At 37.4% G+C, this 26,425-nt stretch carries 25 protein-coding genes; 15 read left to right on the plus strand and 10 right to left on the minus strand.

Annotated elements, in window-relative coordinates; genetic code table 11:
* Window positions 1-6: 6 nt before the first annotated feature.
* The 3 genes from ESU54_RS03410 to ESU54_RS03420 all read right to left on the minus strand — a co-directional run bounded on the left by ESU54_RS03410 (window position 7) and on the right by ESU54_RS03420 (window position 2,314).
* Window positions 7-882, minus strand: a complete 876-nt coding sequence (locus ESU54_RS03410) for a pirin family protein (RefSeq protein WP_111843743.1) — start codon at window positions 880-882, stop codon at window positions 7-9.
* A gap of 194 nt (window positions 883-1,076) precedes the next feature.
* Window positions 1,077-1,598 (minus strand): YceI family protein, encoded by a 522-nt coding sequence (locus ESU54_RS03415; protein WP_111843744.1) that lies wholly within the window; start codon window positions 1,596-1,598, stop codon window positions 1,077-1,079.
* A gap of 104 nt (window positions 1,599-1,702) precedes the next feature.
* Complete coding sequence (locus tag ESU54_RS03420) at window positions 1,703-2,314, minus strand: hypothetical protein (protein WP_111843745.1); 612 nt, start codon at window positions 2,312-2,314, stop codon at window positions 1,703-1,705.
* 148 nt (window positions 2,315-2,462) lie between these two features.
* On the opposite strand from ESU54_RS03420, the gene msrA reads away from it, so the two are divergent.
* The 3 genes from msrA (at window position 2,463) to ESU54_RS03435 (ending at window position 4,477) form a co-directional block, all read left to right on the plus strand.
* Window positions 2,463-3,005 (plus strand): peptide-methionine (S)-S-oxide reductase MsrA, encoded by a 543-nt coding sequence (gene msrA / locus ESU54_RS03425; protein WP_111843972.1) that lies wholly within the window; start codon window positions 2,463-2,465, stop codon window positions 3,003-3,005.
* 104 nt (window positions 3,006-3,109) lie between these two features.
* The gene (gene msrB / locus ESU54_RS03430) at window positions 3,110-3,661 is read left to right on the plus strand and encodes a peptide-methionine (R)-S-oxide reductase MsrB (protein WP_111843746.1); all 552 of its coding nucleotides are present in this window, start codon (window positions 3,110-3,112) and stop codon (window positions 3,659-3,661) included.
* Between the two features lie 369 nt (window positions 3,662-4,030).
* Window positions 4,031-4,477 carry a cold-shock protein gene (locus ESU54_RS03435; RefSeq protein ID WP_111843747.1) on the plus strand — a complete coding sequence of 149 codons (447 nt, stop codon included), beginning with the start codon at window positions 4,031-4,033 and terminating at the stop codon, window positions 4,475-4,477.
* Window positions 4,478-4,544: 67 nt separating this feature from the next.
* On the opposite strand, the gene ESU54_RS03440 is transcribed toward ESU54_RS03435, so the two are convergent.
* Window positions 4,545-4,778, minus strand: coding sequence for a YtxH domain-containing protein (locus ESU54_RS03440; RefSeq protein ID WP_111843748.1), 234 nt, complete (start codon window positions 4,776-4,778; stop codon window positions 4,545-4,547).
* Between the two features lie 264 nt (window positions 4,779-5,042).
* On the opposite strand from ESU54_RS03440, the gene ESU54_RS03445 reads away from it, so the two are divergent.
* A complete protein-coding gene (locus ESU54_RS03445; protein WP_160113256.1) occupies window positions 5,043-6,212 on the plus strand; it encodes a T9SS type A sorting domain-containing protein in 1,170 nt (389 codons plus the stop codon).
* A 248-nt stretch (window positions 6,213-6,460) separates the two neighbouring features.
* Here ESU54_RS03445 and ESU54_RS03450 read toward each other — a convergent pair whose 3' ends face one another.
* Entirely contained in the window at window positions 6,461-6,733 is a 273-nt protein-coding gene (locus ESU54_RS03450) for an RCC1 domain-containing protein (protein WP_111843750.1), read from the minus strand.
* Window positions 6,734-6,987: 254 nt separating this feature from the next.
* On the opposite strand from ESU54_RS03450, the gene ESU54_RS03455 reads away from it, so the two are divergent.
* The 9 genes from ESU54_RS03455 to ESU54_RS03495 all read left to right on the plus strand — a co-directional run bounded on the left by ESU54_RS03455 (window position 6,988) and on the right by ESU54_RS03495 (window position 21,322).
* Window positions 6,988-9,090, plus strand: a complete 2,103-nt coding sequence (locus tag ESU54_RS03455) for an elongation factor G (protein WP_111843751.1) — start codon at window positions 6,988-6,990, stop codon at window positions 9,088-9,090.
* A gap of 127 nt (window positions 9,091-9,217) precedes the next feature.
* Entirely contained in the window at window positions 9,218-10,780 is a 1,563-nt protein-coding gene (locus ESU54_RS03460; RefSeq protein ID WP_111843973.1) for an SDR family NAD(P)-dependent oxidoreductase, read from the plus strand.
* 53 nt (window positions 10,781-10,833) lie between these two features.
* Window positions 10,834-11,055, plus strand: a complete 222-nt coding sequence (locus ESU54_RS03465; protein WP_111843752.1) for a VF530 family protein — start codon at window positions 10,834-10,836, stop codon at window positions 11,053-11,055.
* A gap of 95 nt (window positions 11,056-11,150) precedes the next feature.
* Window positions 11,151-12,704 carry a DEAD/DEAH box helicase gene (locus tag ESU54_RS03470; protein ID WP_111843753.1) on the plus strand — a complete coding sequence of 518 codons (1,554 nt, stop codon included), beginning with the start codon at window positions 11,151-11,153 and terminating at the stop codon, window positions 12,702-12,704.
* Window positions 12,705-12,983: 279 nt separating this feature from the next.
* Window positions 12,984-14,222: a peptidoglycan-binding domain-containing protein gene (locus tag ESU54_RS03475; protein WP_111843754.1), complete on the plus strand. Its 1,239-nt coding sequence runs from the start codon at window positions 12,984-12,986 to the stop codon at window positions 14,220-14,222.
* Window positions 14,223-14,341: 119 nt separating this feature from the next.
* Window positions 14,342-15,859 (plus strand): toll/interleukin-1 receptor domain-containing protein, encoded by a 1,518-nt coding sequence (locus tag ESU54_RS03480; protein ID WP_111843755.1) that lies wholly within the window; start codon window positions 14,342-14,344, stop codon window positions 15,857-15,859.
* Window positions 15,856-18,705 (plus strand): nSTAND1 domain-containing NTPase, encoded by a 2,850-nt coding sequence (locus tag ESU54_RS03485; RefSeq protein WP_111843756.1) that lies wholly within the window; start codon window positions 15,856-15,858, stop codon window positions 18,703-18,705. The genes ESU54_RS03480 and ESU54_RS03485 overlap by 4 nt, the downstream gene beginning before the upstream one ends.
* 236 nt (window positions 18,706-18,941) lie before the next feature.
* Window positions 18,942-20,288: a DEAD/DEAH box helicase gene (locus tag ESU54_RS03490; RefSeq protein WP_111843757.1), complete on the plus strand. Its 1,347-nt coding sequence runs from the start codon at window positions 18,942-18,944 to the stop codon at window positions 20,286-20,288.
* 86 nt (window positions 20,289-20,374) lie between these two features.
* Window positions 20,375-21,322 (plus strand): EamA family transporter, encoded by a 948-nt coding sequence (locus ESU54_RS03495; protein ID WP_111843758.1) that lies wholly within the window; start codon window positions 20,375-20,377, stop codon window positions 21,320-21,322.
* An 84-nt stretch (window positions 21,323-21,406) separates the two neighbouring features.
* Here the strand turns inward: ESU54_RS03495 and ESU54_RS03500 are convergent, their stop codons facing one another.
* The 4 genes from ESU54_RS03500 to ESU54_RS03515 all read right to left on the minus strand — a co-directional run bounded on the left by ESU54_RS03500 (window position 21,407) and on the right by ESU54_RS03515 (window position 23,212).
* A complete protein-coding gene (locus tag ESU54_RS03500; protein WP_111843759.1) occupies window positions 21,407-21,670 on the minus strand; it encodes a hypothetical protein in 264 nt (87 codons plus the stop codon).
* A 233-nt stretch (window positions 21,671-21,903) separates the two neighbouring features.
* Window positions 21,904-22,245 (minus strand): hypothetical protein, encoded by a 342-nt coding sequence (locus ESU54_RS03505; protein ID WP_235004545.1) that lies wholly within the window; start codon window positions 22,243-22,245, stop codon window positions 21,904-21,906.
* A 4-nt stretch (window positions 22,246-22,249) separates the two neighbouring features.
* Window positions 22,250-22,804, minus strand: a complete 555-nt coding sequence (locus tag ESU54_RS03510) for an RNA polymerase sigma factor (RefSeq protein WP_111843760.1) — start codon at window positions 22,802-22,804, stop codon at window positions 22,250-22,252.
* Between the two features lie 252 nt (window positions 22,805-23,056).
* Window positions 23,057-23,212 (minus strand): lmo0937 family membrane protein, encoded by a 156-nt coding sequence (locus ESU54_RS03515; RefSeq protein WP_111843761.1) that lies wholly within the window; start codon window positions 23,210-23,212, stop codon window positions 23,057-23,059.
* A 329-nt stretch (window positions 23,213-23,541) separates the two neighbouring features.
* Between ESU54_RS03515 and ESU54_RS03520 the strand changes: the two genes are divergently transcribed.
* Together ESU54_RS03520 and ESU54_RS03525 are read left to right on the plus strand one after the other, a co-directional pair.
* Window positions 23,542-24,594: an NAD(P)-dependent alcohol dehydrogenase gene (locus tag ESU54_RS03520; RefSeq protein ID WP_111843762.1), complete on the plus strand. Its 1,053-nt coding sequence runs from the start codon at window positions 23,542-23,544 to the stop codon at window positions 24,592-24,594.
* A 250-nt stretch (window positions 24,595-24,844) separates the two neighbouring features.
* Window positions 24,845-25,600: a carbonic anhydrase family protein gene (locus ESU54_RS03525; RefSeq protein WP_111843763.1), complete on the plus strand. Its 756-nt coding sequence runs from the start codon at window positions 24,845-24,847 to the stop codon at window positions 25,598-25,600.
* A 351-nt stretch (window positions 25,601-25,951) separates the two neighbouring features.
* Here ESU54_RS03525 and ESU54_RS03530 read toward each other — a convergent pair whose 3' ends face one another.
* A complete protein-coding gene (locus tag ESU54_RS03530; protein WP_111843764.1) occupies window positions 25,952-26,425 on the minus strand; it encodes a DsrE/DsrF/DrsH-like family protein in 474 nt (157 codons plus the stop codon).

Raw genomic sequence — 26,425 nt, forward strand, 5'->3', positions numbered from 1 at the left:
AATTTATTATTCCAAATAACCGAATTTCCCCATATTAAAATCACTTATAGCTTGAACAAGCTCGCTGCGAGTGTTCATTACAAATGGTCCTTGTGCAGCTATAGGTTCGTTTATGGGTTTACCGCTTAATATTAAAACTACAGCGTTATCGGTTGCTTCAATGGTGAATTCTTCGCCATCATTGGCGAACAGTCCCAAACTATCGGTTTTAATCTCTTCGGAATTGTTCACTTTTATATTTCCTTCAACTACCAAAACTGTAGTATTGTAATTTTTAGGAAAACTGAAAGTGGCTTTTCCATCTTTGTTCAACTTCGCGTTTAGCATGTTAACTGGGGTAAATGTAAAAGCGGGTCCTTTTTCACCATTGTATTCTCCAGCAATTACTTCAACAACTCCAGCATTATCTGGGAGTTGAACTTTTTTCATTTCAGCATTTGTGATTCCCTGATATTTTGGGGCGCTCATTTTATCCTTTGCGGGAAGATTTACCCACAACTGCACCATTTGAAAGTATCCTCCAGCTTTACTGAATTCTTCTTCGTGGTATTCTTTATGAAGAATTCCCGAGGCAGCCGTCATCCATTGTACATCGCCTTCACCAATTACACCACTGTTACCAGCGCTATCGTGGTGCGCAACGCTTCCTTTATATGCAATAGTCACCGTTTCAAAGCCTCTGTGCGGATGTACACCAACTCCCCGCGGTTGATCGGTGGGAGGGAAGTAGAATTTGCTATTGTAATCCATCATAATAAAGGGGTCCATTCTTTCAAAACCTTCCTGTATTCCAGAAGGAATATATTGGTGTACCCTAAAACCATCACCTACCATATGTGGTGCGGGTGGTGTTAATACGCGTTCTATTTGTCTTGTTTTCATTTTAAATTGTTTTTATTTTGTACTGTAAAATTACATCCTTAACTATTGTTTTGCATTGATGTATGTTAAGAACTGCTTTTAGCGAATGGGAATATGTGAAGAGGGAAAAGTCTTAGGAAAATACAAAACGAGAACTTCATTTGAAACAAACAAAGTTCTCGATTCTTAAAAGGGGAATATTATATTATTAAAATTTATTGCTTTATGAATTGTAGTGAAGCAATCAATTTTACTTTATCACTCACTACAATGCTTCCAGCTTCGGTAACGGCGCTCCAAGTAAGGCCAAAATCTTTACGGTTTATATTGCCTTCAAACTCAAAACCTGCTTTCGTTTGTCCATAGGGATCAACTGCGGTGCCGTTGTATTCTGTTTCTAAGGTTACTTCTTTTGTAACACCTTTTATTGTTAAATCGCCAATCATTTTTTCACCGTCAAATGATTTTGATTTAAAGGTTAACTTCGGATTGTTTTCAGCTCCAAAGAAATCATCACTCTTTAAATGATTGTCGCGATCTTTATTATTTGTGTTTACTGAATCGATTTCCGCAGCAAATGAAAAATTTCCGTTTTTAAAATCTTCATTTGAAGTTTCAACCTTGCCATCAAATTTTTCGAAACTACCGCTTACGGTAGAAATCATCATGTGCTTTACCTTAAAATTGATTTCTGAATGTGTAGTATCAATATTCCAAACTGTTATTGCATTGTCCATATCTATAATTTTTAGTTATTAATTATTTATAGGACAAAACTAGGGTACACAAGACACTCTCACATTGATGTATGTTAAGAAATTGAATAATGTCGAAATTGAAACTATTTATTTAATTCTTCCAATAATTGATCGTAGTCCTCGATTTTCACATGTAGCACGCCACCTAAGCTAATGATTGGGGCAGTAACAGAATCAATTTTTACTGTGGCATTAACGAAGGCTGGAGCCAGTTGGGCTTTCAATTCGGGCTTTTCGGAAAAGCTATGGGAAGTGTATAGATAATGGCTTTTTTCTAAACTGGAAACAAGGCTATCACAACTGCTACAGTTTTCAGGTATGTAAACAATTATCTTTTTTTTTGGTTCAATTTTAATCGACTCATATTCCTTTTGCAATGCACGGCGGGAAAGGCTATCACTTACCTTTAATTCGTAAGTGTAATTGGCCTTTTTACCTCTTTCCACAATCAAGTTGGTAAGCATAACTTTTGATGCAGCCGGAACACGCACGGCCCTCGGCACACTCTTACTTTGGCGAAAGTTGGTTCCTTCAACAGTTATGGAAACGTCTAAATCTTTTTCATTTTTGTTTAGGGCATATAGAAAGAGACGATTGGCCTTAGCTTCTTCTACAATTTCTATAGGTCTTTCTTGAGAAAATAGAGGAGTGCAGCTTATTGCCACAATTAATATTAAGAATATTTTTTTGAACATTTGGGACATTTTTATATTTTTCCGAATATATAAAATTTAATAAGAAATCAAAAAATTATAGACAAAGAAACGCGCACGATCTTTAACAATCCTTTATGGAGCTAAAGAAAAACAGTGAGTATCTTTGGATTATAAATTTCAAAAAAAAATGGAGAGCAAAAAAATTGAACAAATGACTGTAGGTGGAGGTTGTTTTTGGTGTACCGAAGCTATTTTCGATCAAATAAAGGGCGTTGAAAAAGTAGTTTCAGGCTATTCCGGGGGAAGTGTTCCTGGAACGCCGACTTACCGTGAAGTGTGTTCTGCTCTTACTGGCCATGCTGAAGTGATACAAGTAACCTTTGACCCAACGGTCGTTTCTTTTGAAGATTTGTTTGTTATTTTTATGACCAGCCACGATCCCACAACCTTGAACAAACAAGGGGCGGATAGGGGCACGCAGTATCGTTCGGTTATTTTTTATCAAAATGAAAAGCAAAAACAGATAGCTGAAAACGTGCTAAATGAAATGGCACCCTATTATGAAAATCCGATTGTTACTGAATTAAGTCCTTTGGAAAAGTTTCATCCTGCAGAAGATGACCATCAAAATTATTATGCCAACAACCCATCGCAAGGGTATTGCACAGCTGTTATTTCGCCAAAACTAGCCAAACTTCGAAAAATGCATTCTGACAAATTGAAACAATAACAGTTTTTTATATTTTCTGATAGTTAGTTTTATAAAACCATCTCGACTTAGTTTGCGTATATTTTTATAGTATGTATAAAAATACTCTTTAAAGCATCAACAATATGAGAAACTATTTATTAAAAACAGTCACACTTTCATTCGGATTATTAGTATGTCTTTCGCAGGTTTCTTGCCAAAACAACCAAACAAAAAATGGCGACAAGGCAATGACTACAAATGAAACATTGGAGATAGCAGACGACCCTGCAATTAACAGCCAATTTCCAAAAGCAAAAACTGATACCGAATGGAAAAAAGAACTTACAGATGAACAATATCAAATAATGGTGAAAAAAGGAACCGAAACTCCTTTTAATAATGAATACAACAACAACCATGAAAAAGGTATTTATGTAAGTGCTGCAACGGGCGAACCATTGTTCAGCAGTGAAGATAAATTTGAATCGGGAACGGGATGGCCTTCATTCACAAAACCGATCAATGACGATGCCGTAGTTTGGATAAAAGACAACAGCTTAGGGATGACCCGTGATGAAATTGTAGAAAAATCAACGGGTTTGCATTTGGGCCACGTATTTAATGATGGACCCGCACCAACACATTTGCGGTACTGTATGAATTCTGCAGCGCTTAATTTTATAAAGCATGACTAATTCCCATTTATAGTTATGCTTGGAAAACCTCCTTAGGGAGGTTTTTTTTATTAAAAAATATTTCTGGAAATGAAGCAATAGATTTAATTCAGGAACTTAACTAGTTGCGAAACAAATGATTGCTGTGGCAAAGATGCTGGGAATCTATAATTCCGAAACTTGGGAAGGTTTTTAGTAAACGATTATATAGCTTCCTTATTTTAACCATTTTTATGATTTTAACTATTTAATTTACTTTACCTTTGCACCACTAAGGTGAGCAATATTTAAAATCCAGCTAGGTAAACCAATAAAACAATTTATTACATATAACTAATTAAAAAGTCATCTGCCCACCGTGGATGGCTTTTTTTATTCAAAAAAATACAAATGGCAAAATCGCAACAAACATACAGCAAGAAAGAAAAGGAAAAAGCAAAACTGAAAAAACGGGAAGATAAGCAAAAGAAGAAAGATGCCCGTAAGGCAGACAAAACTCCAGGAATTGAATTTGTGTATGTTGATTACAACGGAAATTTAGTAGATACTCCGCCAGATCCATCAATGAAAGTGGAGGTAGAAGCTGAAGATATAATACTAGGAATTCCTAAGCAAGAAGAAGGTGATCGCGAAGCTTTTGACCCAGTAAGAAAAGGAACAGTTTCTTTCTATGATTCTTCCAAAGGCTTCGGCTTTATTATAGATGATGAAAACAACGAAAAATACTTTACCCACGTAAGTGGTATTATAGATGAGATTACTGAAAACAACAAGGTGACCTTTGAGCTCGAAAAAGGGCAACGAGGAATGAACGCCGTGAGGGTTAAGAAAATTTAAACATTTTAAATGTAAGCATAAAAAATCCCGCACTTGTCGGGATTTTTCTATTTTAATAACCAGGATATTAATTAGTAAAATCGTTTGCTTCTTTTTTAGCAGCGTTTTTAAGCTGGTCGTATTTTTCTGAAATAGTATCTTGTACTTCTCCAGCTTTTTCTTTTATTTTATTACCTGTTTCGGTTGCTTTATCTTTAAGCTTTTGTTTTTCTTCTGGCGACATATTTTTGTATTTCCAAAATGCAAATGCACCACCTGCTATACCTAGCAATGCCAATATTCCTTTTCCTTTATTGTTCATGTTGTTTTTTTTTAGTTTATGTGAAGATAATGATATTTAGACAGATTGAAAAAATACACATCATACTTTGGGAATATTTTAATAATAATTACTGTTGCTGATTATCTTCTCTTAAAAAAAATAAAACTTCATTTTAACCAAAAAAATTGATTGAATTTTATTTCAATAAAATGCTTTTCCCTTTTTTGTCGAAAAATGTTTAGTTTTGAGGCCTTCTTAAATATAACGGAAGGTTTAACAATATTCAACTATTTAGATTCTATTATGATAAAAATTACTTTAATTCTTTCCTTAATTAGTATTTCTCTCAATACAGTTCAAGCACAACAGTGGGATATAATTAATTCCGCTGCAACGGGCAGGTTGGACGCTATCTATTTTATGGATTCGCAGAAAGGTTTTGCTTCTGGTGGATTTAATAAAATTATGAAAACTACAAACGGGGGGGATACTTGGGTTCTTAGCAATTCCAAAGCTACTCGCGATTTTAGTTTTTTTGATAATACCTATGGCTATGGCGCGGCAACCACAGTTGGATCTATGCATAGAACTACAGATGGGGGTACAACCTGGACTTCTATAACTCCACCAGACAGTAGCTCGTTATGGGCTGTTTCTGCGGTGAGTCCGACTAAGGCATACTTTGTTGGCGTAGCTGGTAATTTATGGATAACAAACAACGGCGGTTCGACTGTAACAGAAGGAAATTCTGGAGTTTCTGAATTGCTTACCGATGTTGTTTTCACATCTCCTACTACTGGTTATATCGCTGTACAAACAGGTAGTGTTATAAAAACCGTAAACAGTGGAGCCACTTGGACAGAAGTCTTTCATACCACGAATGTTTTAATGACTGAAATGGATTTTGTAAACGAAAACATAGGGTTTGCTGTAGGTTCAAAAGGTTTGGTCGCAAGAACTATAAATGGCGGAGATGATTGGACTATTTTAAATACTGGTAGTACAGAATATTTTCAAGGAGTAAGTTTTTACGATGCCAACAATGGAATTGTGGTATCCACACAAGGTAATGTTATTATCACAAATGATGGTGGAAATACTTGGTCTCATCAAGACACTGGAGCAACCGAAACACTATATGATGTTTTTATGGTTTCTCCTACTTCTGCAATTGTTGTAGGCGACGCGGGTACTATTATTAAAAACAGCAATATTGTTTTAAACACCGAAAATTTTGACACTGCACCTATTGTCTCTTATTACCCAAACCCAGTTAAGGATTTGCTATCCATTGAATCTTCTTCATCAATAATTTCAATTACTATTGTTGATGTTACAGGAAAAGAGATTTTTACTGCCTTAAACATTTATTCTTTAGAATATTCAGTAGACTTCAATACGTATGCTTCGGGAATTTATATTGTAGAAATACAAACGATGGATGGAAACCACGTAACCAAAATTGTTAAATAAGTAAGTTAATGAATTAATTTTTTACTAATTTAATATTATGGATATCACTATCCATAACTACTTGTAAGATATAGTTACCAGGGTTTAAGAATTCAATATTAAATTCTTCGTTATTAATAGGTTCATTCTTAAATTATAAATTTCCCAGTAAAATCAATTATGCTAATTTTTTTCAGTATTTCCTTTTTGGGATGAAATAATGTGAATGCTTTTTTTTGCCGGATTTGGAAAAACTTCCAATTGTTGTGCTATTTCAAAATCTTCTGTTCCCCAAGAGCACAATTAATTTGAATAGGTTCCAGTCGGTCTATTGTGGTTCCAATTCCCAATTGTCCTTGTTGATTAAGTCCCCAACTCAACAACTTCCCATCTTCTTGAATAGCAAATGCATGCCAAGCTCTTTTTTCGATTTTCTCCCAACATTGAGCAATGCTCTGGTTTCCAGAATAAAAAAGAATTAATAACAAAAGAAGTTTACGGATGAATGCTTGAAATTTTTGGTTAGTTAGTGTTTCTCTCATTGTTTCAATTTTAAAAATCGAATAAATATACAAGTTTTTGATTTACTCAATAAGGGTTAAATATTATGTCTTTATGGAAAGATTATCTGTAACTATTGAATGTTTCTAAAAAAAATATTGAATATATTTCTTATCTTTAAGTGTCCAAAAATACTAACCGGCAATATGATTTACAGTAAATAAGCAAGTCCAAACTACTTAAGAATTTTTTGGCGCATTGCATCTGAAATATACTAACCAAAAAATACGAACAGATGAAAATATACGACGACAAACACATCAAAAACGTAGTCTTTGTAGGCGCCCATAACAGCGGCAAAACTACACTTGCGGAAACCATGCTTTTTGAAGCTGGTCTCATAAACCGTCGCGGAACGGTTGAAAATAAAAACACTGTTTCAGACTATCACGATGTAGAACACGAAAGGGGTAACTCTATTTTCGCCACCCCACTGCATACAGAATGGCGCAATTACAAAATAAACATTATCGACACTCCTGGTTTGGATGATTTTATTGGAGAAATCATTTCTTCCATTCGTGTTTCAGATACCATCCTTACTGTTTTGAATGCACAACAAGGTGTGGAAGTGGGGACTGAGATCATTTGGAATTATATCGATAAATACCTCAAACCAACGATTTTCGTAATTAACCAAATAGACCACATCAATGCGAAGTTTGATGAGAGCTTCAAAAGCATAAAAAACTTGGTGGGCAACAACGCCGTAAAAATGCAATATCCCTTGGTTGTGGATGGTGCCCAGTGCATTATTGATGTACTGAAGATGAAAATGTACAAATTTTCTCCAGATGGAGGAAAGCCCGAAAAGTTGGAAATTCCTGATGATCAAAAGCAATTAGCCAACGAACTCAACAATGAATTGATAGAAAAAGCTGCAGAAAATGATGAAACATTGATGGAGCTTTTTTTTGAGAAAGGAACTTTAAATGAGGACGAAATGCGGGTTGGCATCAAAGCGGGAATGTTGAACCATGAACTTTTTCCGGTGTTTTGCGTTTCTGCTTTAAACGATATGGGAACAGGGCGATTGATGGGTTTTATTGACAATGTTGCGCCCGCCGCCGCAGATTTAAAATCTGAGCAAAGCATGGAAGGAAAAGAAGTAAATGCCACAAAGGAAAACCCAACGGCTTTATTTGTTTTCAAAACAGTGTATCAACCCAATTTGGGTCAGATAACCTTTTTTAAAGTGATGAGTGGGGAAGTTCGTCTTAATGATAAATTAGTCAATTCTCGAAATGATGAAACCGAGATAATAAATCAGCTATTCATAATGGATGGAAAGGAGCGCCAACCCGTTACAAAATTGACCGTGGGGGACATTGGTGCAACTTTGAAATTGAAATTCACCGAGACTAATGATACTTTGGCGGCACCTAAACATGCAATTACCATAAAACCTATTAAATTCCCACCACCAAGAGTGAAAAAGGCCGTTTTTGTTGTAAATACGAAAGACGAAGAAAAGCTCAGCGAGTCTTTAAAGAAAATTCACAGTCAAGATCCCACAGTGGAAATTTCCTTTTCCTCTGAGGCAAAGCAGCTTATTCTTTCCTGCCAAGGTGAGCTTCATCTTGCCACTATAGATTGGACGTTGAAAAATGTATACGGTGTGGAAGCAAGATTTGAAAAACCAAAAATTGCTTTCAGGGAAACTATTCAGCGTTCCTCAACTTCAAATTATAGACATAAAAAGCAGTCGGGTGGATCTGGTCAGTTTGCAGAAGTTCATTTAAAAATTGAACCTTGGAACGAAGGTATGGATGAGCCGCAGGGTTTCAATATCCGAGGAAAAGAAGAAGTGGACCTTTCGTGGGGTGGAAAATTAGTTTTCTACAACTGTATTGTTGGTGGCGTGATAGACCAGCGTTATTTGCCATCAATAATGAAAGGTGTTTTGGAAGTAATGGAAGAAGGCCCGTTGGTAAACTCATATATTCGCGATGTGCGCGTAATGGTTTATGATGGCAAAATGCATTCTGTGGACTCTAATGATATTTCCTTTAAAATTGCGGGTGCGCACGCTTTCAAAGAAGCTTTTTTGAATGCGAATCCCAAGCTTTTGGAGCCAGTTTTAGAACTTATCGTGAAAGTGCCTGAAGAAATGGTGGGTAACGTAATGACTGATTTACAGGCTCGCCGTTCGATGATTCAGGGAATAGAGAGCAACAATAACTATCAAGTTCTAAAATGTTTAACCCCCGAAGCAGAGCTCTATGGTTTTTCAACAGATTTACGATCGTTGACGCAGGGCAGGGCAACTTTTAAATCTGCGTTTTCGTCCTATCAACCGGTACCCACAAATGTTCAAAAGGAATTGGTAAACCAATAACTATTGTTTTTACTATTTGAAATAAAATGCTTTGAACATTCAAACTGTGACTATATTTGCCGAAAATTAATTTATGTCACATCGGGTTTCTGAAATAGAAACTTCCACAACGGAAGAAATGGAGAATATGAATAAGACCGTTTCTGGTATTGATGCCAACCAAGAAATCAACGCCAAAGAAATAGCTAAGTGTATAGCTATTCTTGAATATCTGAACAGTAATACTGATTGCATATTCGAAATCCCAAAAAAACAGCGCACCGCTTTAATAAAAGCTTCGGGGCAACTTTCACGACCTAACCGCGATGAGTTTTCGCGAAGGAAAAAAGATGCACAAAAAGCAAAAAAACGCAAGCAGGCCAATAAAGATAGAACTGCGCGTAAGGAAACAGGGATAAGAAGTGCTCGGGAAAATGTAGTATTCGTAGCGCCGAAACTATTGCAAACGGCAGATTTATCTTCAAAAAAAGAACTAGAACTTGAAACGCCGCGCAACTGCTACGTCTGTAAAACACTTTATACCAAACTACATCACTTTTACGATACAATGTGCACGGAATGCGGCGATTTCAACTACGCAAAACGATTTCAGACTACTGATTTAACGGGACAAGTGGCTGTTATGACGGGTTCCCGATTAAAAATTGGGTACCATATTTCATTAATGTTGCTTAGGGCAGGCGCTACTGTAGTTGCTACAACTCGGTTTCCAGCAGATTCGGCCTATCGTTTTGCTCAGGAAGAAGATTTCCATAAATGGGCGAATCGATTGAAAATCCACGGTTTGGATCTTCGCCATATTCCGAGTGTGGAGATTTTCTGTAACTACATTGAGCAGAAATACGAAAATTTAGACATTCTCATCAATAATGCTGCCCAAACCGTAAGGCGGCCAGCAGGCTTTTACCAGCATTTGATGGCGAAGGAGGAAATGCCTTTTGAAGAACATCCGCAGTTTGTAAAGGAATTATTGCATGATCATATGAATTGCTTGCAGGAATTGAAAACACTTACGGCTGACATTGGCAAAAACCCAAACAAGAATCTGCCCGTTACTTGGCACGGTTCTGAGCCAGGTATTGGTATTCGTGCGTCTGCTAAGTTATCACAGATTCCGTATAGTTTTGACAACTCATTAAGTGCCAAAGAAGTATTTCCCGAAGGAAAATTAGATGCAGATTTGCAGCAAGTAGATCTTCGAAAAACAAACAGTTGGCGTTTAAGGCTTGGTGAAATTGAAACCACCGAAATGATTGAGGTTCAGTTAGTAAACTCCATTGCACCTTTTGTGCTCTGCAATCGTTTGGGTGAAATAATGAAGAAGGAAAATACAGGCAAGAAACACATTATAAACGTTTCTGCAATGGAAGGGAAGTTCCACCGCTTTTTTAAGGAAGACCGACATCCGCATACCAATATGGCAAAGGCCGCACTCAATATGTTGACGCATACCGCAGCTGGAAGTCTTGCAAAAGATGGAATTTATATAAATGCAGTTGATACAGGTTGGGTTACTGATGAAGACCCCGTAGAACTTGCAAAACGCAAAATGGAACTGCACGACTTTCAGCCACCGCTAGATATTGTTGATGGTGCTGCAAGAGTGATGGACCCATTGATTGATGGAATAAATACAGGAAAACATTGGAGCGGTAAGTTTCTGAAAGATTATAGGCCTATTGATTGGTAGTTTTTTAGAGAACAAAGAAGAGACAATTAAGAAAAAGAACTTTAAAAGTAATTATGAATAACGAACAGCCCAACAACCCTTTACACGGAATCAAGCTTGCAGAAATTATGGAATTTCTTGTGGATTATTACGGCTGGGAAACATTGGGTGAAAAAATAAAAATAAACTCCTTCAACAGCAATCCCTCCATCAAATCGAGCTTAACATTTCTTCGAAAAACTCCTTGGGCACGCGAAAAAGTGGAGCAACTTTATTTAAAAACTAAGTCAAAATAAAATATCAGAAAATTCGTTCGTAATAAATTCGCTATTTCTTCGTCCAAAACCTACAAAAGGACGTAGTTTTGCAAACCTTCACAAATGGGGACTTTATGACCGAGGCCAAAGACGCAATTCACGAAAAAAAGACTGACAAAGAGCTATATAGTTATCAAAAAGGGGCTATTGACAGGATATTTGAAAAATTTGAAACTGCGCCCGACGACTATCATTTGCTTTATCAACTTCCAACTGGGGGCGGAAAAACGGTTATTTTTTCTGAAATAGTACGCCAATATTTAAAGAACCATAACAAAAAAGTGCTTGTAATGACCCACCGCGTGGAGCTTTGCAAGCAGACTTCAGATATGTTGACCAGCTTTGGAGTTGTGAACAAAGTGGTGAACAGCACAGCAAACCTCGATGACCAGGAAAAATACAGTTGTTTTGTAGCAATGGTGGAAACTTTAAACAACCGACTAAACGATGATAAGCTGGATATTTCGGACGTTGGTTTGGTAATAATTGATGAAGCACATTACAACTCGTTCACTAAGCTTTTTAAATTTTTCGAAAAATCATTTATCCTTGGTGTAACTGCAACGCCGCTAAGTTCCAACAGAGGACTTCCTATGAAGGACAATTACCAGGAATTGATAGTTGGAGAAAGCATTCAGTCATTAATTGACAATGAATTTTTGGCAGAAGTTGAGGTTTTTCAATACAATATGGGACTGACTTCCTTGGAAATTGGTTCCAATGGTGATTATACCGTAAAGTCTTCCGATGATCTTTATTCCGCGGTGGGAATGTTGGATCAATTATACCAAGCCTATTTAAACCATTCCAAAGGAAAAAAGACATTGATTTTCAACAATGGAATAAATACTTCCATACAAGTTTATTATCATTTGAAAGCGGAAGGTTTGCCTATTATGCATTTGGACAATACCGCCACCAAAAAACAACGGAAACAGATTTTGAAATGGTTCCGAGACACTCCAGATGCAATTTTGACATCAGTGAGTATTTTAACCACTGGCTTTGATGAACCGACTATTGATACCATCATTCTGAATAGGGCAACACGGTCCTTAACGCTCTATTTCCAAATGATTGGCCGTGGGTCGCGTATTTTGAACAACAAGTCAAAATTCTCAATGATTGATTTGGGAAATAACTATCAGCGTTTTGGTCCTTGGGAAGCACCTTTGGATTGGCATGCTATTTTCCGCTCGCCCGATTACTATATGGATCGCCTGTTGAGCGATGATGAATTGGAGAGCCATTTTAGATATGAAATGCCTGAAGAACTCAGAGCAGAATTTGCAAAGAGTAATGAAGTTTATTTCGATATAAAGGGCACTTATCAGGATGCAACTTTTAGAGGTGAATCCTCCAAAGTAGTGTTGGAAAGATCCATTGAACAACATGCTTACATCTGTATTGAAAACAGTGAAGATGTTTACGATGCATTGGGCTTAGCAAAAATGCTTGGAGATGACATTGACTACCGCATCGAAAGATACTCGCAATGCATTAGCAAAAGCACACATAATTTTATAAGTTGGCTAAAAGATGATTATCGCCTAAAACTGAGAAGTTATCTACGTGAAAATTTCGATACTGTTTTTGAAGAAATCCACGGCCATCCACCTGAAGAATAGACTTCCTAAATGCAAAGTGATAGTTATTCAAACATAATCACCTTTTTTTTCCATAATTTACAGTTACAACGATTTTCTCGTTGTAATTTTATATATTTATAACTGAAAATGAATTTATAATAAAATGACTTACAGAGAGTAAGAGCATTTTATTTTTGAAGATGCATTTTTCTTTCCTCAAAATATTATCCCCAAGATTAGTATAGACTTAATGGCTTTTAATAAAAACTGATTCAATTCAAGTTCAGTTTCTATATATATTAATTAAAAACTAATTTCATGAGCACTCTATTTCTTGGCAGCTGCGATCTTGGCAAAATTCCATTAGATCGCAAAAAGTATCTTTCTCCATACCACAAAGATGGTCTTACAGCTTCGGCTGTTTCCTTTAGGGATGACGACAGGACCACTTGGCGTTCCTTTAGGCAGGAAAATGGAACTGAAGTGGCACAACTTCAACAATTTCTTTATAAAGCAGGATTTATGCCCAGAGGAGTTGTTGATGGGGTTTTTGACTATGTAACCCAATCGGCTGCACGATTGTTTCAGGAATACGTTCGCACAATGGATCCCGAAGGAGATAAAACTATGGTTCCTGACGGCATAGTTGGCAATGTAACGATGCAACACGTTCAAAGATGGAAAAACCAAGGAAAAGTAGCAGATTGGGGTAAATCATCTACAGCAAATCCAACAAAAGAATACAGTGATTGGATAAAGCTTCTCAATGAAGCCAAAGCGCATTACAAGTCCAATCCTGGGCCTATAATGCAGGCTGTGAATGCACTTCCCAAAACATATTCAACCATCAAAGTAAACGATTGGAATTTTTCAACGGATAACATTCATTTAATTGGGATTCGCCGTAAACAAGATACTGCAGCCGCCGTTCAGCGCGCCAACGACGACTTTTTTGTATTGCTTGTAAACGGAATGGTTTTCAAGTTTTGGGGCTCCACTGACCCAAGTAAAAACATGGTAAAAAACAACATCCCTCCATCGCTAGTGGAAGGACAGCACAAATATAGGTTTGGCTGGCACAAGATATCTGAAGAGCAGAAAATATATCGTGCATTAAAACCTTATGATTCGAACGGAGTAATAATTTTGCGGGATTTAGACAGAGACAATGCACTTACGGCTCATGATCTTACCGTTAAAGGCAATAACAGCTTAGAGGTAAACAACAGCATCAATATTCATTGGTCGGGAATGGGGACTTCCAATTGGTCTGCTGGCTGCCAAGTAATTGCTGGAAAAAATTATATCAATAATAAAAACGAGTTAGTGGATTGTTCAAAATTTGCCTCTTCGGCTTACAGTGAACTCAATACCTCAGCACAAAAAACAAAAGGCGCCTATAATGTTTTGGCAGACCTGATTGTTTGTTATTCCAAGCCTGGTGTTGATTACGTTTTATACACTTTGGGTCGGGAAGAATCACTTAATCTCGACGCCAATTTCGGTTCAAATTATGCAACTGACGCCTTGAAGAAGATGAATCCCAGCGCGGTATAAAAGCCTCCGTAAATTAGAAACTAGGTTAAGTAATTTACTATATGTAAACATATAGTATTCGTTAATTTTCAGTCATTTATTACTATATTGAAAATTATTTAGATTAAAAATAAAATCAGATGGCGTTAATTCCAGGATATGAATACGATATTTTCATTAGTTATGCACACGTAGATAATTTAGCTTTCCCAGGCCAGCTTGAGGGGTGGATAAAACAGTTTTACCAAAACCTTAATGTAATGCTCGCCAAACGGTTTGGCAGAATGGATATGGTAAAAATATGGTGGGATAGTAAAAAACTGGACGGCAGCGTTCTTTTTGATGATTCTATTGAAGAAGGTATCAAGAAATCTGCAATTATGATCTGCCTTAATTCCCCGGGGTATATTCAGTCTCCATATTGCAAGCAGGAATTGGATATATTCTATAAAAAATCACAATCTGAAAAAGCAGGGTTAAAAATAGCTAACCGTTCTCGCATTATCAATGTTCTTCTTAATAATATTCCGTTTTCACAATGGCCCGAAGAATTGGCTGGCACCAGTGGTTTTCCTTTTCACAATTCAAAAGAAAGCGAGGATTTTGGGAATACCCTAGAAATTATTTCGCCGGAGTTCATGATTGAAATGCAAAAATTAAAGGAAGCTCTTTGGAATATACTCACAGATTTTCAAAAAAATAGTAATGATGCTTTTGAGCCCGAGAAAATAGTTTCCGCAGATGGAAGTGATGTTTTCAAAGTATACCTCGCTGATGTTGTTGACACCTTGCGCACACCACGCAAGCGTATTGTCGCTGAACTTGAAAAAGAAGGGTGCCAAATTCTTGATGGAATTCCACCACCCTATGAAGAAGCCGCCCACGAAAAAACCACTAAAGACGCTATAGCGAAGTCTGATCTTGCGGTTCATTTGCTGGATCAATATCCAGGCCGTGAAATAGATGGTCTATCAGATATTTGGTATCCGCAGAAACAGGCTGAGATTTGCTTGAATACTGATAAATCCCAAATGATTTGGGTGCCACAAGACTTGAATTCTGATGAAATAGAGGAAGAAAACTATAAAACCTTTTTGAATGAGGTTGAGGCTGGAAAAGTATCCAAAAAAGGATATGAGTTTATCCGAAGTTCAAAATGTACTATTGCAAAGGAAATAATTGATTTTGCAGAACAACTTAAAATAAAAAAGGCACAAGAAAAACACGATATAAAGACTCTTTCCGTTTTGCTGGACACACATTTAAATGACCAAATGTATGCCCTAAACCTAAGCAAAACTTTACTTGAAAATCAAATACAACCATTTATAAATCCACAAGAAGACGATCCCCGAAAAAACATCAACATGCTGGGAGACAGAATGTCACAAGTGAGAAAGTTGATATTTCTTTATGGCAATGTTTCCAAGGAATGGATGACGGAACGAATGAGTGCAGCTTTACAATTGGTAATAACGAACAATTATCCCATAGATGATTTCTTTGTGTATATGGCTCCTCCACACAAAGAGGCAACCGATATTGTACTTAAACAAAGATTTCTGAAAATAAATATTGTGGACAGCAGTAATAGCAAAATTATGGAGGGTGATGTAATTCAAAAGTTTTTAACCTCTCTAAAAGCTGGAGCGGCATGAAGACAGATAATCCCAATCCTTATGTAGGGCTTAGACCCTTCGATATTGATGAAGGTCTTTTGTTTTTTGGAAGAGCCCAACAAACCTTGGAGCTATTGCAACAACTTCACTTGCACCATTTTGTAGCTGTAGTGGGCAGTTCCGGAAGTGGAAAATCATCGCTTTTGCGGGCTGGGCTTATTCCATTGTTGAAAGCAGGATACTTAGTTCAGAATAGTGACCATTGGCTTGTGGCTATTATGAAGCCAGGACAAAACCCATTATATAACCTTTCTGAATCCTTGTTGTTACAAATAAACGCAAATGTTGACGAGCAAGAGGTTGAAGCTCTGGTGCAGGAAGTAAAGGAAAAAGGGGTAACGGCCATCTTGGAGTTGATTGAGCCCATTAAAAAAGAAAAGAATATTAATTTCTTTTTATTAGTAGATCAATTTGAAGAACTTTTCAGATTTGTTATGGATCAAAATAACAATGAAAGAAAAGATGAAGCCATTGATTTTGTGAACATTATGTTGGAGCTTTCACAACAAACTATAACAGCGTTCTATGTTATAATTACAATGCGATCCGACTTTATTGGCGATTGTACACAATTCTTTGGTCTTCCTGAGGCTATGAATAAGAGTCAATATTTAGTACCACGTTTAAACCGTACCCAACTTAAAACAGTAATAGAAGGGCCTGCAAAACTCTACGGAGGTACGGTTAACCAATCGCTAACATCAATACTTCTCAACGATTTAGGAAAAATAAAGGATGAATTACCCTTATTGCAACATGCTTTAATGCGCATGTGGGATTACAAAACGAGCAATAGTAAAAGTGACGAATTGAGCCTTGAAGATTACGAAAGTATTGGCGGTATTGAAAATGCGCTCTCCAATCATGCAGACGAGGCTCTTGCAGGAATGGATGATAAAGAAAGACATCTCACAAAAAAAATATTTCAGGCCCTTACAATTATTGATGAAAACGGACGTAAAACAAGACGCCCAGTCCTTTTAAGCCAATTGGTTTCCATTACAGGCGCAACTGAAAAAGAAGTGCTCCACAGCATTGAACAATTTATTAAGGATAAACGCGCATTTCTGATTATAAGCAAATCTGGAAATGACAAAGTAATAGATATTTCACACGAAAGTTTAATACGCCAATGGAAAACCTTGAATGTCTGGGTGGACGAGGAAGCCGAAGCAGCCTATTATTATTTAAATCTAGCTGACGCATGGCAACTTCACCAACAACAAAAAAAAGATTTTTTAACAGGAAGTGAATTACAACTTGCGCTAGAATGGCGTGATACATTTAAACCCGAAGCTCCTTGGGCAAATCGTTATAAAGAAGGATTTACAGAATGTATTGACTACCTAAACCGCAGTGAACAAGAACACAATCGGATTTTAGCTCTTGAAAAAGATAGAAGGCAAAAAAAACGTACGATGATGGGAGCAATTATGGGGCTCTTAGTTGTAATGTTGATAGGTGCCAGCGTTGGGATTTATTTTTTAGACAAAAGCAAAATTGACTTAAAGAAAAGAACAGAAGAAAAACTTATTGCCTACGACTCCTTAAACAAGCAACAAAAAATAATAGAAAACGCCCTTATTGAAACCCGTGCTGCAAAAGACGAAGCCGTGCCTTGGATAATCCGGGCAACTTGGCGAGCAGGGAATGACTATGATCCACCTGCAGCTTATGTTACTGGTATAAGAGGTATTATTGCTTATGGGGAACCCATCCTCAGTCTGGATAAAATGCAGTTTTTGTCACCCTTCAAAATTTTCAATAGTGGGCCACACGAATCACAATTCAATTGGCATTCGGCTGATTTTGGACATTACAATCCAAATTTCGTAAAATGGATTTCGGAATATTTAATTCCTGGGGCAACAGATGAAATTTTTCGTAAAAACACCCAGCATATTTATGAACAACACCTGTCATTGTTGGCCCGCGCCTATAGTCTTAGCTACAAAGCGTGGAAATTAGATTCAGTTACAATGGAGCAAGAAAAAACTTCCTATTTGGAACATCTCAGTCATGGAGACTTTCAAAAAAACTATTTTATGGGAGATGTTTATTCAGCATATTCCTATGCTACGGAATACAAAAAACCGGGACTTTTGGCCGCTTATGCACACGTTGCTGCTGGATTTTGGGTACGAAGGGAGATAGATGGAACCGCAGATGAATTTATGATGGCCTTGGAAAAATTAATTAAGACCTATGATCGTCCTCTTCATAAAGAATATCAAGAACTTTCAACCCCTTTTTCACGCACGCTTGAAGATGCCTTGATAGGTATATGGAAGCTTGGCGATTTCAAAAAAGAATATCGAAGGTTTGCCACTTTCAAAAAGAATGGTGATTTATCGATTCGTGATGGAAACGAAATTACACAGCATACATGGAAATTTGTTAACCCAAGTACACTTCTCATTGACGGAAAAGAAGTTTCCGTTTCCACTTATGTAGGCACAATAATGATAGAAGGACTGGATGGAACTGGTAAAAGCACTCGTTTTAATAGAATGTATCCTCAGCAATCACTTTCTGAATATGACAAGGAAATGGGAGAAGTTGATGCATTCAATGCCTTAAAAGTTGTTACGACCATTGGGACATTTCAATGCAACTATGAAGGAAAATGGGTTGGCCCAAAGGAGAATGGGCAATCAACAAATTATGAGCAAATGGGGAGATCAAGTATGGGCATATATTTATACAATAAAACAGAAGATATCGATGTGTTTTTGAATTTCTACAATAACCAAGTATTGTTTTCAAAAGATAAAGTGCAAGGTAAATACACTGGAAATATTATGGGAAAAATAAGATATGATTAATTATCGAAATAATCGGGGGTAAAAGTATCAGAGCTATTATTGCTTCATGACTTTCCATTAGCCGAATCGCTAATCATCTGGTCAATATTATCATTTTCCAAGAATGCCAGAATACTTTACTATATAGGAAGCCGTGCGGCAGATATAATTATAATATAAAGCCTCGAAGAATCAATAAGTACATAAATGTGCGTTATTGGGCTTGAAACGCTACTTTTGCAGGAAATAAAAAAAGCATGGAATCATTCAACGAACTTAATATTTCCAAACAACTGCAGTATGCCATTGCCGACTTGGGTTTTGAAACACCCACGCCCATACAGGCACAGTCGTTTTCGGTAATAATGTCTGGTGCCGATATGGTGGGGATTGCACAAACGGGAACAGGAAAAACCTTTGCGTATATGCTCCCAATTCTTCAGGATTTGAAGTTTTCAAAGCAAGTACATCCACGAGTGATGGTTTTGGTGCCAACACGCGAACTGGTTCTGCAAGTAGTTGAAGAAATTGAAAAGTTTGGAAAATATTCCTCCGTACGCGTTGTAGGAATCTATGGTGGCACAAACATCAACAACCAAAAAGAAGCCGTTGCCCAGGGAACTGACATCATTGTTGCTACCCCGGGACGCTTGTATGATTTGATTATCAGCAGAGCCATTCAGTTAAAAACCATTAAAAAAGTGGTGATTGATGAAGTAGATGTGATGCTCGATCTCGGTTTCCGCTTTCAGCTTACCAACATTTTGGAACTGCTCCCAGACAAGCGGCAGAACATTATGTTTTCTGCAACTATGACGGATGAGGTAAATGCTTTTATCCACGACTTCTTCATTGCGCCCACAACAGTTTCTGTTGCGGTTAGTGGAACGCCATTGGAAAACATTTCGCAATACACTTATGCTGTTCCAAATTTTTATACGAAAGTCAATCTATTGCTTCACATTTTAAAAGACGAAAAACAATTCAGAAAAACGCTTGTTTTTGTTCCTAATAAGAAAAGTGCCGATATGGTTTTTGATCTTTTGGATGATTGCTTCGGAAGCGAGGTTGCCGTAATCCATTCAAACAAAACCCAGAATTACAGAATCCGTTCCATTGAAAATTTTAATTCTGAAAAAACCCGCATCCTTGTAACTACAGATGTTATGGCGCGTGGATTGGATTTGGATAGAATTAGCCACGTAATTAATTTTGATACCCCCGTGTTCCCAGAAAACTATATGCACCGCATTGGTAGAACTGGAAGGGCGGAACAGGAGGGAACCGCAATCTTGCTTTACACCGAAAAGGAAAAAGATGCCAAAGAAGCCATTGAAACTTTGATGGGTTTAAAGATTGAGGAAATAGATCTTCCCAAAGATTTAGAAATAGCAACACAACTCACTTACGATGAGCAGCCACAAGTTATAGAAATAAACAACCCTACCAATGAAGAAGAAGCAGGGCCCGCCTTTCACGAAAAGAAAGAAAAAAACCGAAAGGAAAATCAAGGTGGCTCCTACAAGCGAATTATAAAACTTAAATACAAAAAACCAAAAACCAGAGGGGACAAAAATTTTAAAAAGAATAAAAGGGGAAAGTAAGAGTTAGGGTTCTCCATCTAGGCTGAAAAAGTTTCGAAGGATAAGAGTGGTCATAAATCAAAAATTTAATAATAATAAACAATAAATTGAAACGAGAAACTAAAAAGCCTTTACTAATAATTCTCGCGTTCTTCTCCATTTACGTTATTTGGGGCTCCACCTATATGCTAAATAAAGTTGCGGTTGGAGAATTACCACCTTTCTTTTTGGCATCTATCCGTTTCACGACTGCTGGGCTACTTATCTTTATTATTGCCAAGGCTATGGGTAAAAGTCTCGCTATTACCCGTAAACAGCTTATAAATGCTTTTATAGTAGGTATCTTGTTCCTTTCCTTTGGGAATGGAATTATCGTGTGGGCACTAAAATATGTAGATAGCGGTTTCGCCGCCTTGGAGATTTCCGCACAGCCATTGGTAGTTTTATTACTGATGCGGTTATTGCAAGGCAAGAAGATTAAAACAATGTCTTTGGTAGGCGTAGGTTTAGGAATCTTAGGTATTTTTCTGCTCGTTGGCCAAAAACAAATTATCGCCAACGAAGATACTTTAATGGGAATGTTGATGATTTTTGGCTGTATGCTCAGTTGGGCCTATGGCAGCCTTTTTGTTGGCAAAGCGGACCTTCCTAAAAACTTCTTCGTCAACACAGGCTACCAAATGTTCACTGCCGGAATTACGCTTGCATTGGCCAGTTTGCTTTTTGGCGAAACATGGACTGCGCCAACCCAGTGGGGGCAACACGTGCAATTGAGTATGGTGTTGTTAATTATCTTTGGAAGCATTGTGGCGTTTACCTCTTTCAACTATTTACTGAAAACTGTTTCGCCAGACAAAGTAGCCACCTCAACGCTTGTAAACCCCATTATTGCGCTCTTCTTGGGCTGGTTTATTTTAAATGAACAGATTACCACACAATCCATTATTGCGGCGGCAGTGCTTTTAACTGGAGTCTATTTTATCAATACCACGAAGACTTCCATTACAGTACCCCGATTTTCAGGAAAGATAAAAAAAGGTGATCCTAGGCTTTAAAATCACTATAAAACATATTTGGTTTAGTAGTGAGGATTGAGTATTGAGTATTGGGTAGTGAGTTGTGAGGTGATTTATTACTTGCTATAATTCATAACATCTAAACCCCATACTCAACACTTTTGCAACTACCAATTCTGGCACTGTTTCGGAACTACATTCCACTCTTAATACATGTTCCCAGTCCTCTAGGTCAACACTTATATCAACAACTCCCGAAAGGTATGCCAATTGTTCCTGAACAACTTTGGCTTTTAGTGTGCTGTCAATATTGCTTCCAAAAACCAATACTTGGGGTTGTCCAATAAAAGGGTTTGTTCTTTTTTCTAGGGTGGCAAGTTCGAACATAGTATTATATTATTTTGTTAGTATTGAAAACATTGGGCCCGATTTTAGCCTTTCTAAGATTGAAGACGAATTGGCAGGGTTTTTACTTTATATTTTTTTGTTTTTTTAGTATTAAAAATGTCTTGATACTTCGACCCTTCGACTACGCTCAGGGTAAACTAAGCTCAATAAAGCATTTCGCTCGACCGGATAAACTGACGATATTAATATTTCTGAAAGCTTCACAATGATATTTAGCATTTGTTGTTATTGCCACAGCGATCTTTCCATCGTTCTTTAAAAGCTGCTTTTTCTTCATCGGTCATATTCATAAATTTCTCTTTAAAGCCCGCTTTTCCAAAGTGACGTTTTTTGCTTCCACAGTGTTTGCCTCCTACAAAGCCACCAAAGAGAATACGACTAAGAACAAACAGCCCCATTGCTTGCCAATATGTTATTGTGGACACATTCATTATCTCTGGCAAGATCCCGTTCCACAAGGCTTGTATTGCAAAGGGAAGCAAAAACAACAGCAAGAAGAAGAATAAGCCTCCGCAGAATTTTTTTCCATTTCGATTAAAAGCATTTCTTTTCATAATATTATAGGTTTAATTCTTTGTATAAGTGATTTAATTTTGTGCGTAAATGTTTTACGGCATAGCCTTTTCGGCTTATAATTGTTTTAATTTTTTCGCCAGTATTGTCAGCGATTTGCTGAAGTGTTAAATCTTCAATTTCGTTCCATATAAAAACTTCCCGTTGTTTTTCTGGAAGCTCTGCCAAAGCTTCCATCAATTCGTCCCAAAAGTTTTCCTTAAACAATTCTAACTCGGGGTTATTAGTGTCGTCCAATAACAACAATTCCTTAATCAACCCATTTTCATCCTCATTATTTTCGTAAACATAGTCTTCCAATGAGTCTGTTGTTTTTTTTCGATAACGGTCAGTCACACGGTTCCGTGCTACTCTATAAAGCCAAGCGCCCACATTCTCCAAATCGGCTACATTCGCAAAATTGCTCAGTTGATACCAAACGTCTTGCAGGATATCTTCAGCATCCTCTTCATTCCGGACCCGTTTTCGAATAAACCCAAACAGTTTCCCGCCAAATTGCTGAATGGAATCGGTAACAAGAATTTCTTTTTGGTCCTTCATGGAGGTTTTAAATGGCCTTATAATAGGGAAGACGAATAGCTTGGTGTTTTACTTTATTTATTTTAAAAGTAAAGTTTTAAAATGAAGAAGGGATAATAATTACTGATGTTGGAATATTGTGTTTTGGACTAAATCTTTTTATTGAAAAGTTTTGAAAAGAATCAGTAGTATCGGTGAATAATTAGATAGAGCCAATAAAAAAGCTTCTAAAAATAAACTTAGAAGCCTTTGTAAAAATTAGAGGTTAAAAGATTAAACCTTTCTGCCGGTAAGTAATTTGTAAATTATCAATATTACTGCAATTACCAGTAAAAGGTGAATAAGCCCACCTACTGCAGGAAATAGAAAAAATCCGCCGAGCCAGCCTATTACAAGCAAGACTACAATAATCCATAAAATGTCTCCCATTTTTTTAATTTTTAATTGTTAATAATGTGAATATAATCTATTTTAAAGCGTCAACTTAACTTATATTCCTTAAATATTAGCCAAAAAAATAATGAAACCATACTTTCCCAGTATCCTGCTGCAGTTATTAGGTTTACAGGAAAATGTAAAAACCATAAAAGGTTAGCTGAAACAAACAACCATTATTAATTATTCATTAATAATTCTATTAACACGTCCTTAACCTCTTATCTACACCAGTATAGATACCTTTACATAATTCAAAAAAACTGATGCTGGATTTCTTTCCCAATCAGGCAAATTCAATAAACACATAAATTAAAAATTCAATGGCTACAAGCACAAAAGCATACGGCGTACAAAACGAAAAAGACAACTTAAAACCAATGGACATAAAGCGCAGGGAAGTGGGCGATGACGATGTTAAATTAGACATCACATACTGTGGTGTATGCCATAGCGATATCCACACCGCGCGCAACGAATGGGGCGGCTCAAAATATCCAGTGGTTCCTGGGCACGAAATTATTGGTCATGTTACCGCCGTTGGCAAAAACGTAAAAAACTTTAAAGAGGGCGATGTAGTAGGAGTAGGCTGTATGGTAGATTCCTGCCAAGAATGTGCCCAATGCAAAAATGATTTGGAACAATTCTGCGAAAAAGGTGCAACTTTCACTTATAACAGTGAAGACAAACACCTAAAAGGACAGCAAACCTTTGGTGGCTATTCCACCAGCGTAGTAGTGGACAAAGAGTTTGTTCTCAATATCCCAAAAAATCTTGACGAAGCTGGTGCAGCACCTTTGCTATGTGCTGGTATTACCACTTGGTCGCCACTTAGCCATTGGAAAGTAAAAAAAGGAGATAAAGTAGGCGTTATTGGCCTTGGCGGTCTGGGCCATATGGGGGTTAAATTTGCCCATGCTTTGGGTGCGAATGTAGTGATGATTACCACTTCGCCTTCAAAAGCGGAGGATGCTAAAAAACTAGGGGCCCACGAAGTACTTATCAGCAAAAACGAAGAGGAAGTGGCGAAACACCAAGGCACTTTTGACTTTATTTTGAACACCATACCCGTAGGGCACAAGATGGATCCATATATAGGCCTTTTAAAAGTTGATGCCACAATGGTGCTAGTTGGCGCTGTAGAGCCTTTAGAACCCTTCCATGGTGGCGGGATTATTATGGGTCGCAAGCGTATTGCTGGGTCGTTGATTGGCGGTATTAAAGAAACTCAGGAAATGCTGGATTTCTGTGGCAAACACAATATTGTTTCAGATATTGAACTTATAGACATCAAAGATATAAACACCGCTTATGACCGCGTGGTAAAAGCAGATGTGAAGTATCGTTTTGTGATTGATATGGCTTCGCTTAAATAAAGAGACAAGAGCCAAGAGTTAAGAACTCAGATATACCCCCTAAAACTATTTGCATAAATAGTTTTAGGGGGTTCTTTATTAATTTAAATTGTAATTGGGAGCGAAGTGTGGCAAATCGAAGATTCAATAGCGTTAATCTCAAAACGCTACTCTAAAGTGAATAAAAAATGCCATACATTAATACCTTATCTTCACTGTTTTAAATCAATAACCAATTATCTTAAACAACTATTTCCTAAACCAACCAATCATGAACAGTACCTTAAAAATTTCAGTAATTGCCTTTGCATTTTTGGCCTTTACAGCCTGTAAACAAGAACAAAAATCAGAGAAACCAGAAGCACCTCAAGAGGTAATCGTTGAGGAGGTAACTGATGGTGGAGTTGAAGAAGTTATGACCAAAGAAGAGCAATCCCTGCTAACTCCAGATGGTGTAATACAATCCTTTAAAGAAGGAAACGAGCGGTTTGCCAGCAATAACCTAACCCCAAGAAACAAATCGAAGCAAGTTATAAATAGCGCTGGTGGTCAGTATCCTGAGGCGGTAATACTATCGTGTCTAGACAGTCGGGTTCCTGTTGAAAAAGTATTCGATAGAGGTATAGGCGACCTATTTGTAGCTCGTGTAGCCGGTAATTTCTCCAATGAAGATATGCTTGGGAGTATGGAATATGGATGTAAAGTTTCTGGGGCAAAGCTTATTTTAGTAATGGGTCACCATAGTTGTGGGGCCATAAGAGCGGCTGTTGATGACGTTAAGCTGGGTAATATTACAGCAATGCTTCAAAAAATAAAACCTGCAATTGCAATGGTAGACTACAAAGGTGAAAAGAATTCATCTAACGCTGAATACGTAGAATTGGTTTGCGAAAGCAATGTGCATAACACTATTGCTAATATCAGGAAAAACAGCCCTATCCTTAAAGAAATGGAGGATAATGGCGAAATAAAAATAGTAGGCGCCATTTATGACGTTGAAAACGGAAAGGTAGCGTGGTTTGATTAAAACGTTCTCCTTCAAGATAATTGTTGTACAGAACCGTAATTGCGAGCGCAGCAAAACAATTTAATGATTCAAAATAGCCTGCCCCGAGCGGAGTCGAGGGGTCATTGCGAGCGCAGCGTGTCAATCTCATGAAGCTACTTGCCATCATGATTAAAACTACACCACGGCAGATTGCTTCAGTCGCTCCTTCGCAATGACGTTTGGAATGATGTGCAGACTCGTCATTGCGAGGCCGATAGGTCGTGTCAATCTCATGAAGCTACTTGTTATCATGATTGAAACTACACCTCGGCAGATTGCTTCAGTCGCTCCTATGGTCGCTCCTTCGCAATGACGATTTATATAAGTTTATTAAATAAACAGCAGCTGGCAGCCCTCTTCATCGGCTCTATTGTAGAAATCACCAATGGTTAAGATGCCATCTAGTTCATCAATTAGATCTTCTCTTTCAAGGTGAAACATATCCACAGCCAACTTGCATCCCCATAGCTTACAGCCAGAATCGGAAAGAATCTCTAAAAATTCGCCAATGGGTGGCATATCCAGTTTCTCCATTTCTTTCTTCATCATTTTGGTTGCCATGGCTTCCATACCGGGTAAGCCTCCCAACATGGTAGGTATGTGCATAGCAGGATTACCAACCGTTGCTACATGCAAATGCGCTAGTTTTTTCTTTTGAATTACCTCCAAACCAAAAAACGTAAAAAATATTTCAGACTCTATGCCCTCCATGCGTGCGCCATTTGCCATTATGAAGGCTGCATAGGCATTCTCAATCGTTGCTTTCGATAATATGAAAAGCATTTTTCTAACTTTTGTGCTCAT

The organism is Aequorivita antarctica (assembly GCF_007997155.1).
Taxonomy (GTDB): Bacteria; Bacteroidota; Bacteroidia; order Flavobacteriales; family Flavobacteriaceae; genus Aequorivita; species Aequorivita antarctica.

Coding starts and splice junctions, on each gene's coding strand:
- ESU54_RS03500 (WP_111843759.1), bottom strand. CDS start 21,670: ATGTTCGAACTTGCCACCCTAGAAAAAAGAACAAACCCTTTTATTGGA.
- ESU54_RS03480 (WP_111843755.1), top strand. CDS start 14,342: ATGGCGTTAATTCCAGGATATGAATACGATATTTTCATTAGTTATGCA.
- ESU54_RS03475 (WP_111843754.1), top strand. CDS start 12,984: ATGAGCACTCTATTTCTTGGCAGCTGCGATCTTGGCAAAATTCCATTA.
- ESU54_RS03520 (WP_111843762.1), top strand. CDS start 23,542: ATGGCTACAAGCACAAAAGCATACGGCGTACAAAACGAAAAAGACAAC.
- ESU54_RS03440 (WP_111843748.1), bottom strand. CDS start 4,778: ATGAACAATAAAGGAAAAGGAATATTGGCATTGCTAGGTATAGCAGGT.
- ESU54_RS03410 (WP_111843743.1), bottom strand. CDS start 882: ATGAAAACAAGACAAATAGAACGCGTATTAACACCACCCGCACCACAT.
- ESU54_RS03515 (WP_111843761.1), bottom strand. CDS start 23,212: ATGGGAGACATTTTATGGATTATTGTAGTCTTGCTTGTAATAGGCTGG.
- ESU54_RS03510 (WP_111843760.1), bottom strand. CDS start 22,804: ATGAAGGACCAAAAAGAAATTCTTGTTACCGATTCCATTCAGCAATTT.
- msrA (WP_111843972.1), top strand. CDS start 2,463: ATGGAGAGCAAAAAAATTGAACAAATGACTGTAGGTGGAGGTTGTTTT.
- ESU54_RS03450 (WP_111843750.1), bottom strand. CDS start 6,733: ATGAGAGAAACACTAACTAACCAAAAATTTCAAGCATTCATCCGTAAA.
- ESU54_RS03460 (WP_111843973.1), top strand. CDS start 9,218: ATGAATAAGACCGTTTCTGGTATTGATGCCAACCAAGAAATCAACGCC.
- ESU54_RS03415 (WP_111843744.1), bottom strand. CDS start 1,598: ATGGACAATGCAATAACAGTTTGGAATATTGATACTACACATTCAGAA.
- ESU54_RS03505 (WP_235004545.1), bottom strand. CDS start 22,245: ATGAAAAGAAATGCTTTTAATCGAAATGGAAAAAAATTCTGCGGAGGC.
- ESU54_RS03465 (WP_111843752.1), top strand. CDS start 10,834: ATGAATAACGAACAGCCCAACAACCCTTTACACGGAATCAAGCTTGCA.
- msrB (WP_111843746.1), top strand. CDS start 3,110: ATGAGAAACTATTTATTAAAAACAGTCACACTTTCATTCGGATTATTA.
- ESU54_RS03470 (WP_111843753.1), top strand. CDS start 11,151: ATGACCGAGGCCAAAGACGCAATTCACGAAAAAAAGACTGACAAAGAG.
- ESU54_RS03525 (WP_111843763.1), top strand. CDS start 24,845: ATGAACAGTACCTTAAAAATTTCAGTAATTGCCTTTGCATTTTTGGCC.
- ESU54_RS03490 (WP_111843757.1), top strand. CDS start 18,942: ATGGAATCATTCAACGAACTTAATATTTCCAAACAACTGCAGTATGCC.
- ESU54_RS03420 (WP_111843745.1), bottom strand. CDS start 2,314: ATGTTCAAAAAAATATTCTTAATATTAATTGTGGCAATAAGCTGCACT.
- ESU54_RS03455 (WP_111843751.1), top strand. CDS start 6,988: ATGAAAATATACGACGACAAACACATCAAAAACGTAGTCTTTGTAGGC.
- ESU54_RS03435 (WP_111843747.1), top strand. CDS start 4,031: ATGGCAAAATCGCAACAAACATACAGCAAGAAAGAAAAGGAAAAAGCA.
- ESU54_RS03530 (WP_111843764.1), bottom strand. CDS start 26,425: ATGAGCACAAAAGTTAGAAAAATGCTTTTCATATTATCGAAAGCAACG.
- ESU54_RS03485 (WP_111843756.1), top strand. CDS start 15,856: ATGAAGACAGATAATCCCAATCCTTATGTAGGGCTTAGACCCTTCGAT.
- ESU54_RS03445 (WP_160113256.1), top strand. CDS start 5,043: ATGATAAAAATTACTTTAATTCTTTCCTTAATTAGTATTTCTCTCAAT.